The 17,448-nt window shown below is 55.0% G+C and carries 14 protein-coding genes; 4 read left to right on the forward strand and 10 right to left on the reverse strand.

What is annotated here, in order from left to right; all coding sequences use genetic code 11:
• Positions 1-3 precede the first annotated feature (3 nt).
• Positions 4-1,566 (reverse strand): YdgA family protein, encoded by a 1,563-nt coding sequence (locus tag ACESQ2_RS07640; RefSeq protein WP_014838654.1) that lies wholly within the window; start codon positions 1,564-1,566, stop codon positions 4-6.
• A 98-nt stretch (positions 1,567-1,664) separates the two neighbouring features.
• Positions 1,665-2,843 (reverse strand): mannose-6-phosphate isomerase, encoded by a 1,179-nt coding sequence (manA, locus tag ACESQ2_RS07645; protein ID WP_014229579.1) that lies wholly within the window; start codon positions 2,841-2,843, stop codon positions 1,665-1,667.
• A gap of 197 nt (positions 2,844-3,040) precedes the next feature.
• On the opposite strand from manA, the gene fumA reads away from it, so the two are divergent.
• Both fumA and fumC read left to right on the forward strand, forming a co-directional pair.
• A complete protein-coding gene (gene fumA, locus ACESQ2_RS07650) occupies positions 3,041-4,687 on the forward strand; it encodes a class I fumarate hydratase FumA (RefSeq protein ID WP_014229578.1) in 1,647 nt (548 codons plus the stop codon).
• 142 nt (positions 4,688-4,829) lie between these two features.
• A complete protein-coding gene (fumC, locus tag ACESQ2_RS07655; protein WP_004851399.1) occupies positions 4,830-6,230 on the forward strand; it encodes a class II fumarate hydratase in 1,401 nt (466 codons plus the stop codon).
• Here the strand turns inward: fumC and tus are convergent.
• On the reverse strand, positions 6,220-7,152 hold the full coding sequence (tus, locus tag ACESQ2_RS07660; protein WP_014229577.1) for a DNA replication terminus site-binding protein: 933 nt from the start codon (positions 7,150-7,152) through the stop codon (positions 6,220-6,222). The two genes, fumC and tus, sit on opposite strands and share 11 nt — an antisense overlap.
• Positions 7,153-7,227: 75 nt before the next feature.
• Positions 7,228-8,529 (reverse strand): two-component system sensor histidine kinase RstB, encoded by a 1,302-nt coding sequence (gene rstB, locus ACESQ2_RS07665; RefSeq protein ID WP_345911298.1) that lies wholly within the window; start codon positions 8,527-8,529, stop codon positions 7,228-7,230.
• A gap of 318 nt (positions 8,530-8,847) precedes the next feature.
• Between rstB and ACESQ2_RS07670 the strand changes: the two genes are divergently transcribed.
• Complete coding sequence (locus tag ACESQ2_RS07670) at positions 8,848-9,537, forward strand: VIT family protein (protein WP_224259941.1); 690 nt, start codon at positions 8,848-8,850, stop codon at positions 9,535-9,537.
• 176 nt (positions 9,538-9,713) lie between these two features.
• Here the strand turns inward: ACESQ2_RS07670 and ACESQ2_RS07675 are convergent, their stop codons facing one another.
• The 4 genes from ACESQ2_RS07675 to iraM all read right to left on the reverse strand — a co-directional run bounded on the left by ACESQ2_RS07675 (position 9,714) and on the right by iraM (position 13,781).
• Positions 9,714-10,196 (reverse strand): glutathione peroxidase, encoded by a 483-nt coding sequence (locus tag ACESQ2_RS07675; RefSeq protein WP_224259942.1) that lies wholly within the window; start codon positions 10,194-10,196, stop codon positions 9,714-9,716.
• 88 nt (positions 10,197-10,284) lie between these two features.
• Positions 10,285-12,057, reverse strand: a complete 1,773-nt coding sequence (locus ACESQ2_RS07680; RefSeq protein ID WP_373170274.1) for an EAL domain-containing protein — start codon at positions 12,055-12,057, stop codon at positions 10,285-10,287.
• 311 nt (positions 12,058-12,368) lie between these two features.
• Complete coding sequence (gene rstA / locus ACESQ2_RS07685) at positions 12,369-13,085, reverse strand: two-component system response regulator RstA (protein WP_004851385.1); 717 nt, start codon at positions 13,083-13,085, stop codon at positions 12,369-12,371.
• Positions 13,086-13,433: 348 nt separating this feature from the next.
• Positions 13,434-13,781: an anti-adapter protein IraM gene (gene iraM, locus ACESQ2_RS07690; RefSeq protein ID WP_014229571.1), complete on the reverse strand. Its 348-nt coding sequence runs from the start codon at positions 13,779-13,781 to the stop codon at positions 13,434-13,436.
• A gap of 1,029 nt (positions 13,782-14,810) precedes the next feature.
• Here iraM and ACESQ2_RS07695 point away from each other — a divergent pair.
• Positions 14,811-15,146, forward strand: a complete 336-nt coding sequence (locus ACESQ2_RS07695) for a GlpM family protein (RefSeq protein ID WP_014229570.1) — start codon at positions 14,811-14,813, stop codon at positions 15,144-15,146.
• Here the strand turns inward: ACESQ2_RS07695 and folM are convergent.
• Positions 15,143-15,868, reverse strand: a complete 726-nt coding sequence (gene folM / locus ACESQ2_RS07700) for a dihydromonapterin reductase (RefSeq protein ID WP_014838648.1) — start codon at positions 15,866-15,868, stop codon at positions 15,143-15,145. The two genes, ACESQ2_RS07695 and folM, sit on opposite strands and share 4 nt — an antisense overlap.
• Positions 15,869-15,904: 36 nt before the next feature.
• Positions 15,905-17,287: an amino acid permease gene (locus ACESQ2_RS07705; protein WP_014229568.1), complete on the reverse strand. Its 1,383-nt coding sequence runs from the start codon at positions 17,285-17,287 to the stop codon at positions 15,905-15,907.
• Positions 17,288-17,448 lie beyond the last annotated feature (161 nt).

Below are 17,448 nucleotides of genomic sequence, written 5' to 3' on the forward strand. Positions count from 1 at the left end.
CGTTTATTGCTGCGGCGCGGCGGGTGGCACCACGTCTTGCGGCGCGTCATCTTGCGGCTGAGTTTCCTGCGGCGCTGCGGGTTCAGAGACGGCGGGAAGCGCTAAACCGAACATTCCGGCAAACTCATCCAGCGGCATTTTCTGTCCGTTCAGCGTAACCTGGCCGTCAGCGTACTGCAGACTTGAGGTAATGGCGTTATCTTCCATGGTGGTGATGCGGAACATCTGCCCCATCGCCGCCAGGCCTTTCACCTGCTGATCCGCAAGCTTAGCGGCGTCGGCGGGCTGATAGCCTTCCAGCCCGGCAATCTGGGTCATAAACGCCGTCGCCATATCCACCGGGATCACCAGCTTGCCGTCGAGCGATTTAACGCTACGATCCACTTCATCCGCCAGCGTCTGCGGCGGGGTGGTGGTCAGCGACGGGTCTTTGAGCAGAATCGAAAGATTCAGGGTGGTTTCCCCCTTCGCATTGCGCCAGCTCAGCGGCGAAATGGTCAGAGACGGGCTGCCTTTCAGCATCATCGGCAGCGCGCTAAAGAAGGTCTGCGTCAGCGCCTGCTGATAGAGCTCAGGATTCTGCGCCAGCTGCGGATCCGCCATCAGCGCCTGCGCTTCAGCGTTGTATTTTTGGCTGAACTGATGGAAGGCTTCGCCATCAATATTGTCCAGCTTCAGCGTCAGCCGGCCGCTACCGATATCCTGATTTTGCAGCTTGAGGCTGTTGACCGTGTAGTCCAGCTGGCTGTTAATACCTTTACCGTCGGCAGTCAGCGACGAATTGCCGTCAATTTTCATCCCTTCGAACAGCGCCAGCTCTTTGCCTTCAACGCCAATCGCCAGCTTGTCCAGCGAGATAGCCTGTTTACCGATACGCTCGTTGAAGCTGGCCATTTCGGTAGAGCCGTCGGTTTTCAGGTTATTAAAGGTGAGCTGAACTTTCTGGTTGTACTCGTTAACCGCGTTAATCTGCCCGCTACCGGCTTCGCCGCTCAGGCTGAGGGTTTTCCCTTCGCGGTCAGCGTCCAGCTGGAACTGTCCGCCGCTGAAGGTCACCTTCTCATCGCCTTTCGCGTAATCAAGCGGGTTGAGCACAATAGCGGATGTGTTGTCGCCGCTATAAGCGATACGGGTATCAATGGTGAACGGCGTTTCGCCTTTAGCGATGTCGAACAGCGCCTTGCTGGCGTCGTTATTGGTCAGGGTGGTTTTGACGGACGCCATCGCCGGGGCGAGGTTAAAGGATTTGAGCGAAGCCAGCGGGAAAGGGCCGTGATCGACGACTTCATCAAACACCAGCGACTGTCCGGCGGCAAGCCAGCGGGGCGCTTTGCCGGCAGCAGGCTTCAGCACCAGCTGTAAATGGCTGCGGAACAGTCCGCGCTGATAGCCCTGATACGTCAGCTCCACGCCAGCCTGCGGCGCGCTGCTTTGCAGCTGAGCATTAGCCTGCTGCACCATGTCGGCAATGCGGCTTTCCAGCTGCTTCCCCGTATACCACGCGCCGCCCGTCCAGACGACGCCCAGCGCAATGATAACTCCTGCTGCGACCAGCGATTTTTTCATAGCATTTGTCCATAAATGAAACCAGGCGGATTGGGCCGCCTGGTTGTGTTGTCATGATGGGTGAAAGTCTAGCAACTGTGGCTAAAAAGTTCAGTAACTTACTGGAGCTTATTAAACACGCGCGCCACGCGGCCGCGGCCGCTGACCTGCACCGGTGATTCATTACAGCCGATAAACGCGGATTCACCCGGCTTCAGCGTCAGGCGCTGTTCGCCTTTGGCAATCGTCGCCTCACCCTCGACGCAGAACAAGATCGCCGCGCTCTGCTGGGCGATGGTTGACGCCTGCGCTGACAGGTCGTGCAGCGAGAAGGCAAAATCGTCAACCGGGATGGGGAAGTCCAGCTCCGCGCCGTGAATTACCGGCTGGGTCAGCAGTTGGCCCGCGGGTTTTGGCTCAAATTTGACGTTCGCCACCAGTTCCGGAATATCGATATATTTCGGCGTCAGGCCCGCGCGAAGCACGTTGTCAGAGTTGGCCATCACTTCCAGCGCCACGCCCTGCAGGTAGGCGTGCGGGGTTTCCGCAAACAGGAACATCGCCTCGCCGGGATTCAGTTTGACCACGTTGAGCAGCAGCGGAGAGAAGAGGCCGCTATCGTCCGGGTAGAACTCGGCGATCAGGCGGATAGTCTGCCAGGGCTCACCCTGCTCGCTGTCCAGCGCCGCCTGCAGCGCCCGTAAGGCGTGCGCTTTTTCATCGCCTTTCATATTCAGCAGGCTGGCGAACAGCTGGCTCAGATGCCCGGCGTCAGGCTGCGCAAGGAACTGGGCAATCGCCGGATGCGCATCGGCAACCGGCTGCAGCAGGGTGACGATTTCGGCAAACTCGCGGAAGGCGTTCATGGCGAGGAACGGCGTTAAGGCGAAAACCAGCTCCGGCTTGTGGTTCGGATCTTTGTAGTTACGTTCGGCGGCATCAAGCGGGATCCCGGCAGCGTTCTCTTTGGCAAAACCGATTTCCGAGGCCTGCTTGTTGGGGTGCACCTGGATAGAGAGCGGCTGCGCGGCGCACAGGACTTTGAACAGGAACGGCAGTTCGCCAAAACGCTCGGCGACTTTCGCGCCAAGCAGGGTTGCTTTATCGCTTTCGATCGCGTCGCGCAGAGAGCGCGGCGTCCCGCTATTATCCACAATCTGCGAGCTGCTTTTGGGATGCGCGCCCATCCACAGCTCCGCCATCGGCAGGTTGTCCGGGTTAGCAATCCCATAAAGTTCGGTTAAGGCGGTATGGCTTCCCCAGGCGTAGTTTTGCACTGAGTTAATGAGCTTTTGCATTCTCAATCCCTGTTTCCACTTAATAGTCATGGCACTATTAAACCAGCAATCGACCGATAAGCAACCGGCGCGAAGAAAAAGTCGTCCTTGTCTCAGTTTTTGTTAAAAAATTGTGTAAAATCGATCGACTCGCTTTTCCACGGGCAAATGGAGTGTCTGCCTGAAATATAATCAGCTAAGCAGTAAGTGAGAGCACAATGTCGAATAAACCGTTTGTATATCAGGATCCTTTTCCACTGAAAAAGGACGATACCGAGTACTACCTCCTCAGCAGTGATTACGTCTCCGTCGCCGAATTCGCCGGCCAGGAAGTTCTGAAAGTTGAACCTCAGGCGCTAACTTTACTGGCACAACACGCTTTCCACGACGCCTCCTTTATGCTTCGCCCGGCGCACCAGCAGCAGGTGGCCGATATTCTCAACGACCCGGAAGCCAGCGAAAACGATAAGTACGTGGCGCTGCAGTTTCTGCGCAACTCGGATATCGCCGCCAAAGGGGTGCTGCCGACCTGCCAGGATACCGGTACCGCGATTATTACCGGCAAAAAAGGCCAGCGCGTGTGGACCGGCGGCGGCGATGAAGCCGCGCTGGCGCAGGGCGTTTATAACACCTATATCCAGGATAACCTGCGCTATTCGCAGAACGCGCCGCTGGATATGTATAAAGAGGTCAACACCGGCACTAACCTGCCTGCGCAGATCGATCTTTACGCCACCGACGGCGAGGAGTACAAATTCCTCTGCATCGCCAAAGGCGGCGGCTCGGCGAATAAAACCTACCTGTACCAGGAAACCAAAGCGTTAATTACTCCGGCGAAGCTGAAAAACTATCTCGTCGAAAAGATGCGCACTCTGGGAACCGCCGCCTGCCCGCCGTACCATATTGCTTTCGTCATTGGCGGCACCTCGGCGGAGTCCACCCTGAAAACCGTTAAGCTGGCCTCAACCAAGTACTACGACGGCCTGCCGACCGAAGGCAACGAACACGGTCAGGCCTTCCGCGATATTCAGCTGGAACAGGAACTGCTGGTGGAGGCGCAAAACCTCGGTCTCGGCGCGCAGTTCGGCGGCAAATACTTCGCCCACGATATTCGCGTCGTGCGCCTGCCGCGCCACGGCGCCTCCTGCCCGGTGGGCATGGGCGTCTCCTGCTCGGCGGATCGCAATATCAAAGCCAAGATCAACCGCCAGGGGATCTGGATTGAGAAACTGGAGAGCAATCCGGGCAAATATATTCCCGAGCATCTTCGTCAGGCCGGCGAGGGCGAGGCGGTCAAGGTCAACCTCAACCAGCCGATGAGCGATATTCTGGCGCTGCTGTCGCAGTACCCGGTGTCGACCCGCCTGTCGCTGAGCGGGACGATTATCGTCGCCCGCGATATCGCCCACGCGAAGCTGAAAGAGCTTATCGACAGCGGTGAGGCGTTGCCGCAGTACGTCAAAGACCACCCGATCTACTACGCGGGCCCGGCAAAAACGCCCGACGGCTACGCGTCCGGCTCCCTTGGCCCGACGACCGCTGGCCGCATGGACTCCTACGTCGACCTGCTGCAGGCGCACGGGGCGAGTAAAATCATGTTAGCCAAAGGCAACCGCAGCCAGCAGGTGACCGACGCCTGTCATAAACACGGCGGTTTCTACCTCGGCAGCATCGGCGGCCCGGCGGCGGTACTGGCGCAGCAGAGTATCCGCAGCCTCGAGTGCGTGGCCTATCCTGAACTGGGGATGGAAGCCATCTGGAAAATTGAAGTCGAAGACTTCCCGGCGTTTATCCTCGTGGATGACAAAGGCAACGACTTCTTCCAGCAAATCCAGAGCTCGCAGTGCGCCCGCTGCGTGAAATGATTTCAGCCGCCCTTCGGGGCGGTTTTTTTATGCCGCTTAGCGGCACGAACCACCAAAACAACTTATAAATCTGACCCATACTTTACCCTTTGAGCAGGTGAGCTTTGTCGCTATTAAGCACGTTGAATCCAAGGAGAAAGTCATGACAACGCATCGCAGTGAAAAAGACTCAATGGGCGCCATCGATGTGCCTGCCGACAAGCTATGGGGCGCGCAAACCCAGCGCTCGCTGGAACATTTTCGTATTTCGACGGAAAAAATGCCAGCCGAGCTTATTTATGCGCTGGCGCTGACCAAGCGCGCAGCGGCGAAGGTGAATAACGATCTCGGCCTTCTGGCCGCGGAGAAAGCGCAAGCGATTATTCAGGCCGCGGACGAAGTGCTGGCAGGCAAACATCCGGACGAGTTTCCGCTGGCTATCTGGCAAACCGGCTCCGGCACGCAAAGCAACATGAATATGAATGAGGTACTGGCCAATCGCGCGAGTGAACTGCTGGGCGGGCCGCGCGGGATGGAGCGTAAGATTCACCCCAACGATGATGTCAACAAGAGCCAGAGCTCTAACGACGTCTTCCCGACGGCGATGCACGTGGCGGCGATGATTGCCCTGCGGGAGAAGCTGATCCCGCAGCTCAACGTGCTGAAGCAGACCCTGAACAATAAAGCCGTTGCCTTCAGCGATATTGTCAAAATTGGCCGCACCCATCTGCAGGATGCGACGCCGCTGACCCTCGGTCAGGAGATCTCCGGCTGGGTAGCCATGCTGGAGCACAATTTAAAACATCTCGACCATAGCCTGCCGCATCTGGCCGAGCTGGCGCTGGGCGGGACGGCGGTGGGAACCGGGCTCAATACCCATCCGGAATATGCGGTTCGCGTCGCCGCCGAGCTGGCGGCCTTAAGCGGCCAGCCGTTTGTCACCGCGCCGAACAAGTTTGAAGCGCTGGCGACCGTTGATGCGCTGGTGCACGCGCACGGGGCGCTGAAAGGGCTGGCCGCTTCGCTGATGAAAATTGCCAACGATGTGCGCTGGCTGGCCTCCGGCCCGCGCTGCGGGATTGGCGAAATTGCGATCCCGGAAAATGAACCGGGTTCGTCGATTATGCCGGGTAAGGTGAACCCGACCCAGTGCGAAGCTCTGACCATGCTGTGCTGTCAGGTGATGGGCAACGATGTCGCGGTGAATATCGGCGGCGCATCGGGCAACTTTGAGCTCAACGTCTATCGCCCGATGGTGATCCACAACTTCCTGCAATCGGTGCGGCTGCTGGCTGACGGGATGGCGAGCTTTAACGAGCACTGCGCGGAAGGCATTGAGCCGAACCGTGAACGCATCAGCCAACTGTTGAATGAGTCGCTGATGCTGGTGACCGCGCTGAATACCCATATCGGCTATGACAAAGCGGCGGAAATTGCCAAAAAGGCCCATAAAGAGGGGTTAACCCTGAAAGCGTCGGCGCTGGCGCTCGGCTACCTGACGGAAGCCGAGTTTGACCGCTGGGTGCGCCCGGAAGAGATGGTGGGCAGTATGTCTACTCGCTAGCCAGCCACAGGTGCAGCCGCGGAATCAGTAGCCTGAGCGACTGCGCCTGCGGTTTGTAGCGATACTGCACGTTATCGGCGTCATAGTTCAGGAGTTCACCGAGGTCCGGCACGCTGACGCCCTTCGTGCCGGATATCAGCGCAATCATCGGTCCCGGACAGGCGTATTGCACCTGTTTTTGTTCCCCGCTGTACCAGACCCTGGCGATGGGCTGCACCTTCACCGGCCGCTTTATTTTCAGCTTTGCCCGCTGCGGCAGGGCGGCAATATCCTGATACTCTCGCTCCAGCTTGCTTTGCCACTGCTCGCGGGTCCACGGCGGAACCGCCCGGGGCGACTGAAGGCTTTTTTCCAGCTGCATGAGTACCCGATCGCGGGTGAGATTTTTAATCACGTGCTTATTGGCCCAGCCGAAGCGGATGGTGCTCGGATCGAGGAGGGGAGTTAGCGTGCGATAGGCGCTCAGCGTAATCAGCCCCGGCAGGTGGCGATGGACCCACTCAAACCGCGCGGCGGCAGGCAGGCCGGAATCCACGGTGATAATCTTCTCGAAGCGCGCTTTGAGGGCGTTGATATGGGTGATTTTGTCTAAGAGTTCAGCCTGTTCCCGGGCGTCAGTTTGCAGACAAATCGCGCCGGGTAAACGCACGGCGGCTTTGCTGCTGCGGGTTTCCGACTGCTGCTGGATAAACAGATGACTATAGTGCCTGAGCGCCATCTCCAGCGCGGTTTTGCCGGTGTGCTGAACCACGTTGATGCTCTCCAGCGGCTGGTGTTCAGCGTCTTTACTCACCGGCGGCAGCTCAAAGACGCGGGCGGCCAGCAGGCGGCACTGGCTCAGGGCGTGTTTTAGCGCCTGTAGTTCATGCTCGAGCTGGCGAAAGGTGTCGTTCAGACGTTCAACAAGGTCATAGCTGGCCATATTCCCTCACCTTAGTTACAACATACTTAGCGATTTTTTAACTATAGCAGGCCTCAGCATTTGCGCAAAGGCGTATCAGGCGGAGGTAAAATCCGGCAACTGATGATAGACCGGCCAGCTAAAGCAAAAACAGGCCCCGCCCAGCGAACTCGCTTCGCAATGCACTTCTCCGGCCATTGCCTGGGCGATGCTGTGGACGATAGCTAAACCGAGGCCACAGCCGCCGGTCGCGCGATCGCGGCTCGGGTCGAGGCGTACGAAAGGCTCGAACACTCGCTCACGTTCATCAGGCGCAATTCCGGGGCCATCATCTTCGACCCGCAGCGTCGCGCGCGAAGCCTGCAGCGTCAGGCTGATCTGAATACGCTGGTTACTGTAGCGCAGGGCATTATTCACCAGATTATCCAGCACCCGTTCCATTAAGCGCATATCCAGCGCGCCGTAACTCCCGGCCACGACGTCGGTTAGCGCAATCTCGCGCTGGGGATTAACCGTCTGAATATCTTCAACGTGATCGCGGATCCACGCCGGGAAATTGGGGGTCGTTAGCTTCAGTTCGTTCTGCGGGCGGTCAAGCCGGGCGTAGGTCAGAAGTTCTTCAATCAGCGCCTCAAGCTGGCCGATATCGCGGTTCAACGACTGCGATTCGGCTTCGGTGAGGTTCTCGCTCATTTCCAGGCGATAGCGCAGGCGCACCAGCGGGGTCCGCAGCTCATGGGCGATGCCATCAATCAGCTGTTTTTTGCTGGCGATAAGCGCGTTGATGTTATCGGCCATCTGATTAAACGCCACCCCTAGCCGCGCGAAGCTGGACATGCTGTCGAAATGAATGCGTTCAGTAAGATGTCCGTCGCCGAAGCGCTGGGCGGCGGTCTCAATACGCAGCATCTCCTGCCAGTGAGGACGCATCCAGATAAAGACCGGAAAGGCCAGCGAGATGGCGATAAAAGCCATCAGGGCCAGATCGAGCAGGCGCATCTCATGCAAAAAATAGAGATACGGCACAGGACCGACGGAGAGCACGTAGTGGCTGCGCGGGATCCGCTGGATAAAGGTGTACTGATCGTCGAGGGCGACGATATCCCCGGCGCGCAGATGCTGCATCGAGTTTTCCGAGAGCTTGAATTTGCTGATGGGCTCGATATGCAGATCGAAAGAGAGATTGAGGTCCAGCTCTTTGAGCGTTTTGCTCCAGTCGCGCGGCGGGATCTCCCGCAGCTCGCTGCGCATCAGATACAGCGAACTTTTCATCAGGTCGTCCAGCGACTGACGCCCTGCGCGTTCGGCGGTGAATTTGTACACCAGGCCCACCATCATGGTCATGACCAGGAAGCAGACGAACAGCAGGAGGTAAAACTGCACAAACAGCTTTTTCATTAAATCTCACTCAAAATCAAAAGGTTAAATTCCTGCTTTTACCTGCAGGGGCACTGCGGGGGCATTTATCCAGGCGCAATCTACGTGAAAAACCCTTGTTGCGTTTTATGCCCATTTGATTTGCTATGAAAGCAGGGTTCGCTGCGGCTGACAACATCCGGCACGCATAAGTATGATGGTGTGGGTTGAAGCCAAATCAGAGAAGAATGTAATGTACCGCGGTCGGCGCCGATGTGCGAAGCGTTCTCTGTTTTAATCCGTTTTATTCCACCCTCATCCCGCCAGGCTGAACAGGCGTACTTAAAGGAGAATAAAAGCATGCATCTTGAACGACACAGCATTGAACGCGTCGGATGGTTGAGGGCTGCTGTACTCGGGGCTAACGATGGTATTGTTTCGACAGCAAGTCTTGTTCTTGGCGTTGCTTCTGCTAATACGGGCTCTTCCGGGGTTTTACTTGCGGGCATTGCCGGGCTGGTCGCGGGGGCGATGTCGATGGCAGCGGGGGAATATGTTTCCGTCTCATCTCAGGCCGACACGGAAAACGCGGCTCTCGCTCAGGAAAAGAGGGAACTGGAAACAGATTATCAGGGAGAGGTACGCGAGCTGACTTTACTTTATGTGCAACGCGGACTCGAGCCAGAGCTTGCCCAAAAGGTTGCCGAACAACTCATGGTGAAAGATGCTCTGGACACGCATGCCCGCGAGGAACTGGGACTGACGGAGACCAATTCTGCGCGCCCCCTGCAGGCTGCCGTTTTCTCGGCGCTGAGTTTTTCCGCTGGCGCAACGTTGCCTTTAGTCGTTGCATGGCTTTCTCCAGCAACGCTGGTTTTTCTCTTTGTTATTCTCTCCTCCCTTTTTTCACTGGCCGCTCTTGGCTATATATCTTCAATTGTCAGCAGAGCCTCTCCTGTCAGGGCGATCGGCAGAATTACTTTCTGGAGCACCCTGGCGATGCTTTCGTCGATGGGAATAGGTCATCTTGCCGGGCAGGTATTGTTTTAATGGATGGCTTAACTCGCAGAAAAGAGAAATATCTGGCGTGTGGTGGGCTGAAAAAATGAGTGATTTGTATCGCGTGCGCGGGACTTATTTATAACCCATCGTCATTTTTCAGGTGCACTTCCGGCGCGGAGCGAACATTCACTCGCGCACAGGCAGCGGTCAGGGAGGCAAAAGATTTAAATCTTTAGTGCGGCAAGGATGGCGGCCTCCATTTTCTCCGGGGTAGTGAACGGCGCGAAACGCGTGAGAGGGGTGCCGTCGCGACCGATCAAGAACTTCGTGAAGTTCCATTTGATCCGCCCGCCCAGTACGCCGGGTAACTCATCTTTCAGGTAACGAAACAGCGGGTGCGCGCCGGCGCCGTTGACCTCCACTTTCTCGAACATCGGGAAGCTCACACCGTAATTGACCCTACAGGTCTGCTCGATGTCATCGACGCCGCCGGGCTCCTGCTTACCAAACTGGTTGCAGGGGAAACCAAGCACTATCAGCCCCTGAGCAGCGTATTTCGCGTAGAGCGCTTCCAGCCCTGCATATTGTGGCGTGAAGCCACAGTGGCTGGCGGTATTGACTACCAGAACGAGCTTGCCAGCATAGTCAGCCATTGAGATGGGCTGGCCGTGCAGGCTGGTGGCAGTCAATTGGTAAAAGATAGTCATATCGTGTTCCTCAGTGCAGCGCCCGTTGCGCGTCTTTATCGCTGGATTGGTTCATATACTGAAAGAACATTGTAAAGAGTCGTTCGTCTCAGGATTGCTTTCCCAGGTCTGCCTTTCTGGCGCGATACCATGCGGCAAAATCAACGGAGACCATCGGCCGGGCAAAAAAATATCCCTGAACCTCATCGCAGCCCAGGCTGCGTAAAATCTCAACCGTTTCGAGATCCTCGACGCCTTCGGCAAGGACGACGTAATCGAGCTGCTTGAGGAGCCTGATAACGTTGTGCACAATAATGCGGCTGGCTTTCTCATGGACTATATGCCTCACAATAGACCGGTCGAGTTTGATGATGTCCAGCGGGATTTGCCGCAGGTAATTAATGTTGCTGTATCCCGAGCCAAAGTCATCCAGAGAAATTTTAAACCCGCGGTTTTTGAGCATGTCCAGTCCGTTCAGCGCGGCCGGACTTTCAAGCATCTTCTCAGTCTCCAGACACTCCACCCCCAGCAGGGCTGGGTCAAGACACGCCTCCCGCAGTTTCTGCTCAAGCTCCCGAGCGAAATCGGGTCGAGAAAAATCGCTGGCGGCGAGATTAATTGAGACGGGAAGAGAAAGCCCCCGATCCCGCCAGTCACTCAGCTGCGCGATAGTATGATCGATAACCCAGGCCGAGAGTTCGCGCATCAGGCTAGTCTTTTCGACCAGCGGAATAAATTCACCCGGCAGCACTTCGCCATTGACAGGATGCTTCCATCTTATCAAGGCTTCAGCGCCCGTCACGTCTCCCGTCGTCAGCGAAATTTTTGGCTGAAAGACCAGATATAACCCCTGGTTTCCCTGCAGCGTTTGCCTGAGTTCGGTCAGCAGGCTGAAATCTCGCTTCTTGCGGATGTCCAGTGCGTCATTATAGGTCGTAAAACGGTGCCCCTGGCTTATCGCTTCATGCAGTGCGCTCACCGCGCGCCGCAGAATTTCATTTGGCGTCAGGGAGCTATCGCAAATACCGGAATCACCCATGTGAATATTCAAATCCAGGGGAACGTCCGGGCCGATCCTGGCCTGGGTTCCCTGAAGACGTAGTGCGATACCCTCCAATGACAGCGCCATGGGTTCCGGGGTGAAAAAGGCAAAGCGTCCCACCGCTACGGCGTAAAGTTTGCTCGCCATGGGCAGGCGTGCCTGCAGCGCGACGGTCATGTCACGAAGCAAATTCTCTACGGCCAGCATCCCCAATGAGCGGGCCATCTCGTAGGCAAATGGCATATCAATGCAGTCAATAATGACCAGCCTGAAAGTACCCTCAGCCGATACCTCAATGTCCTTGAGCAGGCGCTGCCGATTGGGTAAAAGCGTGACGACGTCGATATACCCCACTGAGTGCCAGGAAGCTAAGAAATCCGATATCAGCTCGGCCAGCGCCTTAAAAATAGCGATCTGCTCATCTGAAAGTGCCCTGGGTTGCGTATCTAAGATACTCAAGGTACCCACGGTCACTCCATCGCGGGTTTTCAGCGGGCATCCTGCATAAAAGCGAATGAATGGCGCTTCTGTGACCGCCCGATCGCGATGAAAGATCGGGTGCTGATGCGTATCAGGACAAAGGAAAGTCTCACCCTGTTTCAGGGTCTGTTCGCAAAATGCTCCGCCCAGGCTGGTGTCCGTGGGGGCGATATTCTGAGCGGATTTGATGTACTGCTTTTCATCGTCAAGGATTGACACAAAACTCATTGGCATTTTTAGCAACTGGCAGACCAGATGAGTGTATTTTTTTAACGCTTCGTCTCGCCCTTCGTCCGCGTTTTTTAACAGGTCAATAGCCGCGCGTCTTTTGCTTTCATCGCTGCTGAGATCGTTCAACATATAGATGCTCCCGTGCAGTAGATATTCCGGTTATCCCAACCCACTGAAGGTGTGAATCTCTATACTCACGACGGGTGTCGATACTGGCCAGGCGCCAGCGCTATCACTCCACAGTAGAATGTTTTCCGTTGATTGTCTGCAAAAGAGTATCACCCGCCCGGCAAGTCGTGAGGCGCGCCGCGCGGTGAAGCGCGGGTTTTGCGTGGGAAAAGCAATTTCACCCACCTGTTTTAAAAATAATCAACAGGAGGTTGAATTGGCTCTGACGGCTAACTCCGCACAAACAGCTATTCCATCGCCATATGCCTGAATTAATTGTCCCAGGCGTGCGGGGCGAACAGGTAACCTTTATTGCGTACCGTTTTGATACGATATGGCTCAGTCGCATTATCGAGAAGCTTTTTACGCAGCCGCGAGATGGCGACATCGACGCTGCGGTCCATACCATCGTAGCTGACGCCGCGCAGATTTTTTAATAACGCGTCCCGATCCATAATTTGTCCAGCATGGGTCGCTAACTCCCACAGGAGATCGAAATCCGCTGTGGATAAGGCGACGCTTTCGCCGCCGAGCATCACCTGTCTATTCACCGGGTCGATACTCAGGGAGCCAAAAGCGATCGCTTTATGCGGGGTGAGCGAGGAGGGGACGCTGCCGTCCGGCACGGCGATATGCTGGCGCAAATGCAGGCGCAGGCGAGCTAACAGCACCGCGGGCGGCGTGGTTTTCAGGATATAATCGCTGGCGCCCATTTCGAGTGAGAGAATATGGTTCATATCGCTGTCCAGTGAAGTGAGCAATACGATCGGCCCCTGCCACTGGCCGCGTAAATCGCGGCACAGCGTCATACCGTCTTTACCCGGCAGCATGATATCCAGCAGCACCAGGTCCGGCTTTTCGCGCGCGATAACCTCTTCCGCCCGATCGCCGCGCGGTTCTACCACCACGTCCATATCGTGTTTGCCAAGGTAGGCCGCAATCAGTGCGCCGACCTCGGCATCATCCTCAACGAAAACAATTTTATTCATATTGTGTATGCTTGCACTCATCTTTTAATCGCTTGAATCTTTTTACCTGCATCGCGGCTGAGGTGGCGCATTCCGCATCTGAAGTCAGGTGCCTATTCATTCGCTACCGCCATTGTAAACCATCCGGACATTAATATGAGCTATATATTAGCCATGAAATTCGCTATGATTCCCGGAGCTGCGGTTCAGGACTATTCTTTGCGGAGCCAGACAATGATTCAGATACGAGCAGAAGCTTTGCGCATTCAGGGAACAGGGTGCGGCACAATGTGGGCACGGACTGTCAGGACAGCCTATGCCCGCCGGGAAAATAAGTACCGGTACGCTAGCGCGAATGATGGGGAAGCCTTATTGCGGCCTCTTTTGCCTGGCGCCGTAGGGGCACAAGGCGAATTTGCAGAGGCTTCTTCGATTGCAGATGAGCAGCATCGGGTTCTGATTACCGGGGCATTCAATATTCTTTGAAAATGTTGACCACAAATTTTCCGTATAGGGGAAAGCATGAATAACCTGCAAATCGCCGGGTACACCATTAATGAAAACTTCATTTTGTGTGATGTTAATAACCGAACCAATGCTCAAAAAATAATCTCCACTATACCAAATAATTAATTTCAGATTTTTGGCACTTGCCGCAACTGAAAAACCTGTTCCTGTTACAGGACATACAAGGCTATTTTCAATATTCCACTGCATGCTTGACGCTCTCCGGTAATTTACGAGCATTTTCGCGTTGATGAATATATTTTGATGAAGTTCATGGCCATTTTTACTTTGCGTGAAGCAGGTCCGAACATGGAGATTCCTTTAACTGGTTCTGATGCTGATTAATATAAAATAATAACAATCAGATGAGTGTCTAATACTAGTAATGATAATAGCAACAAGTAAAAGATTCGAAAAACTGGCATGAGCTGAACTAAATGGCTGCGTTGAGGATTGTGAACAGAATAAAATTCTGTTGCGGATATCAGGAACAGATCGAAAGATTGTAAAATCATATAATTACGATCATATCTACTACCGTGCCTGTTATTAACGGCAAAGTATGCTTCCTTGTGAAATCGGTTTTATATTGATGTAAATCAAAATAATTGGTTTTATTTAACCATTTTGCTAAAAAATGGCTATGTGCGCTTATTCAGGATTTGCGCAAAAAGAATAATTTCAAAATAACCCCTTATGATAAAAATCAACCATATCAATTAACAACTTTTAAGCTATTTCGCTAGTATTGATTTGAATCATTTAGTGCAGATCACTAGCTGCACTGAAGCGGTGCAGTTATTGAGTTGGATTTTTTGTAAATGCCCGTCAGTAAAGCGCTTCAGGTTTTAAAATCTGTGTAAATACGTGAGGGGGAGATGAGCCGAAAATAGGCTAATTTGATTTGTATCTAAAAATACGAAAAATAATATGTTATACGTATAACTCAACAATCAGAAAAAATATTCTCTTTTCGGTTTAATGTGTGTATTTAGCCGAAGGGTTTTTAAGGCAGCGAAAACGGTCTTCGAATAACGTGCTCGCTTGCCAGGGATATCATCCTTGCGTACGTTTAATACCAGCTGCGGATATTCGGCATAGGGGCTGGCGTCAGTGATGAGACCGCTAAAAAATAGGTCTTTTGCTTCTACACGGTATCGGCCGCTCTTGCGCGTTTATAATTGTCGGCGCTTCCGTTATGCTGCGGGGTCTTGTTGTTTAAATGTTAAGGCAAAAGGTATGGGGTTGTTGATAAAAGCGCTGCTCGGCGCGCTGGTCGTTGTCCTGATTGGCGTGCTGTCTAAAACGAAGAACTACTATATCGCCGGGTTGATTCCGCTCTTTCCGACTTTCGCCCTGATCGCGAACTATATCGTTGCCAGTGAGCGGGGGATCGAAGCGCTGCGAACCACCATCGTATTCGGGATGTGGTCGATCATTCCGTACTTTATCTATTTGCTCTCGCTATGGTATTTCACCGGCGTTATGCGCCTGCCGTTCGCTCTGGCAGGCGCAGTGGGGTGCTGGAGCCTCTGCGCGTGGCTGTTAATTATCGGCTGGAGCCGTTTCCACTAGCGTAGATGGCGGCCGCCGTCGACGGCAAATGAGCGACCGGTCACGTAGCGGCTGCTGAACAGGTATTCGATCAGGTCGCTGATCTCTTTTTCACCCGGCGCGATTTTCATCAGCGATTTATCAAGCGCCTGCTTGCGGTATTCCGCGTCATCGCCTTCGTTAAATAAAATCAGCGAAGGGGCGATAGCATTGACCTTAATTTCCGGCGCCAGCTTGCGGGCGAACGAGCGGCTCATATTATCCAGCGCCGCTTTGCTGGCGGCGTAGGCAATGTGTTTGTCGCTGCCGCGCTCCACAACGTAGTCGGTGATATGGATAATGTCGCTGGCCGCATGGCCGTGGCCGCGCAGCAGGCTCTCCAGGGCATGGTTGAGCAAGTAGGGGGCGTTGACGTGAATTTGCATCATGCTGGCGAGCACCGTGGTTAACGGCACCCCGGGCTTTTCCGCCATCCAGCCGCTGGCGTTATGGATGATGGCGCGCAGACCGCTGCCGGCGTGCGCCTTCACCTCTTCGGCGAACGCCAGAATGCTATCGTCAGTGCTGAAATCCGCGTGCAGACAAACGGCGCCCGCTTCACGCAGCGCGTCGATGGCGGGATACCAGGTGCGGTAGCTGATAATAACGGGCTGCTGCCGGGCCAGAAAATGGCGGGCCAGGGCGAGGCCGATACGACGGCCCCCGCCGGTAATCAGGATTGGACGAGGCTGGATATCAGCCATGGGTATCTCCTTTGAGTTCAGCGGCAGGGTAACCGCTTACCCTACCAACATCCACGTTGCCGGTACGGCGGCAACCAGCAAAAAACCAATTAATGCCAGGTCACGGCGTTTGAGCGGGCGATCGTGCTGGTGTGTACGACGGGCATACAGGAAAACCAGAAGACCCGGAGCGTAAAGTATCACTGACAACAATAAATGCACAGGGCCGGACGCATATAATAACCATAAGCCATAAATACAGGCACCGACACCGACGGCCTTGTGTAGCGGGCGCTCAGCAATCTTCAGCAAAAATGCGCCGACGAGAAAGTAGGGCACCAGGATCATCTCAGAGGCGATGGTCAGCAGCGTGTTGTAATCTGAGCCGGTAAGCCAAATCAATACCAGCGAAGCCTGTACGCTGACGTTGGTGAGCCACAGCGAAGCCGACGGGGCATTGTTTTTATTGGTCCGGGCAAACAGGCGCGGGAAGGCTTTATGCGTTGCTGCCAGATAGGGCACCTCCGCCGCCATAATGGTCCAGCTCAGATACGCGCCGCAGACGGAAATAATCAGCCCGGCGGCAATAACAATCTCCCCCCATGAGCCCATCATGTTGACCATCAGCCCGGCCATTGAGGGGTTGCGTATTTCCGCCAGCTCGCTACGCGGCACGACGCCTAACGAGAGAAGCGTCACCAGCAGATAGACCGCCAGCGCGGAGAGTACTGCCAGCAGCGTCGCGCGGCCAACATCCTGTTTATTACGCGCGCGTGCGGAAACAACCACCGCGCCTTCGACGCCGATAAAAACCCACAGGGTGATCAGCATGGTGTTTTTCACCTGCTCCCATACCGGTACGCCCAGCGCCAGGCCGCTGAAATCCAGGCGGAATGTCTCCATACGAAACGCGATGGCGGCCAGCGCGATAAACGCGCCGAGGGGCAGCAGTTTGGCCAGCGTCGCGGCCAGGTTGATACCCGCGGCCGTTTGTACACCGCGCAGCACCAGGAAATGGACAATCCACAGCAGGACGGAGGCGCCGACGATGGATTGCCAGGTGTTGCCGTCGCCAAACAGGCGCAGCTCGGGGGTATCGGTAAAGAAGCTTAGCGCAGAGAAGACGATAACCAGATAAGAGACATTGGCAACAACCGCGCACAGCCAGTAGCCCCAGGCGGAGCAGAAGCCTATCAACTCGCCAAAGCCTTCCCGGGCGTAGGTAAAAATACCGCCGTCGAGTTCGGGGCGAATGCGGGTGAGCAGCAGCATGGCAAAGGCGAGGAACAGGATCCCCACGCCGGTGATACCCCAGCCGATAAGCAGTGCGGAAGGGCTGGCGACGGCTGCCATATTTTGCGGCAGGCTGAATACGCCTGCACCCAGCATTGAGCTGAGAACCAGCGCGGTCAGGGCGCTAAGGCCCAGTTTCTTTTCCATTGCATTCCCGAGGTGACAATCATCAAACTAAGAATATTTATTTGGCGAAATCGCATAAAAATGGAGGATTGCGCTAAGGCGCGGGATTTTACGGAGTGTTTTGTATGCATGCAATGGCGAGAAATGAAAAAAAGAAAAAAGGCGGCAGATCGCCGCCTTTT

Origin of the sequence: Klebsiella sp. Q11, assembly GCF_964241505.1 — a bacterium.
Lineage (GTDB): Bacteria > Pseudomonadota > Gammaproteobacteria > Enterobacterales > Enterobacteriaceae > Klebsiella > Klebsiella michiganensis.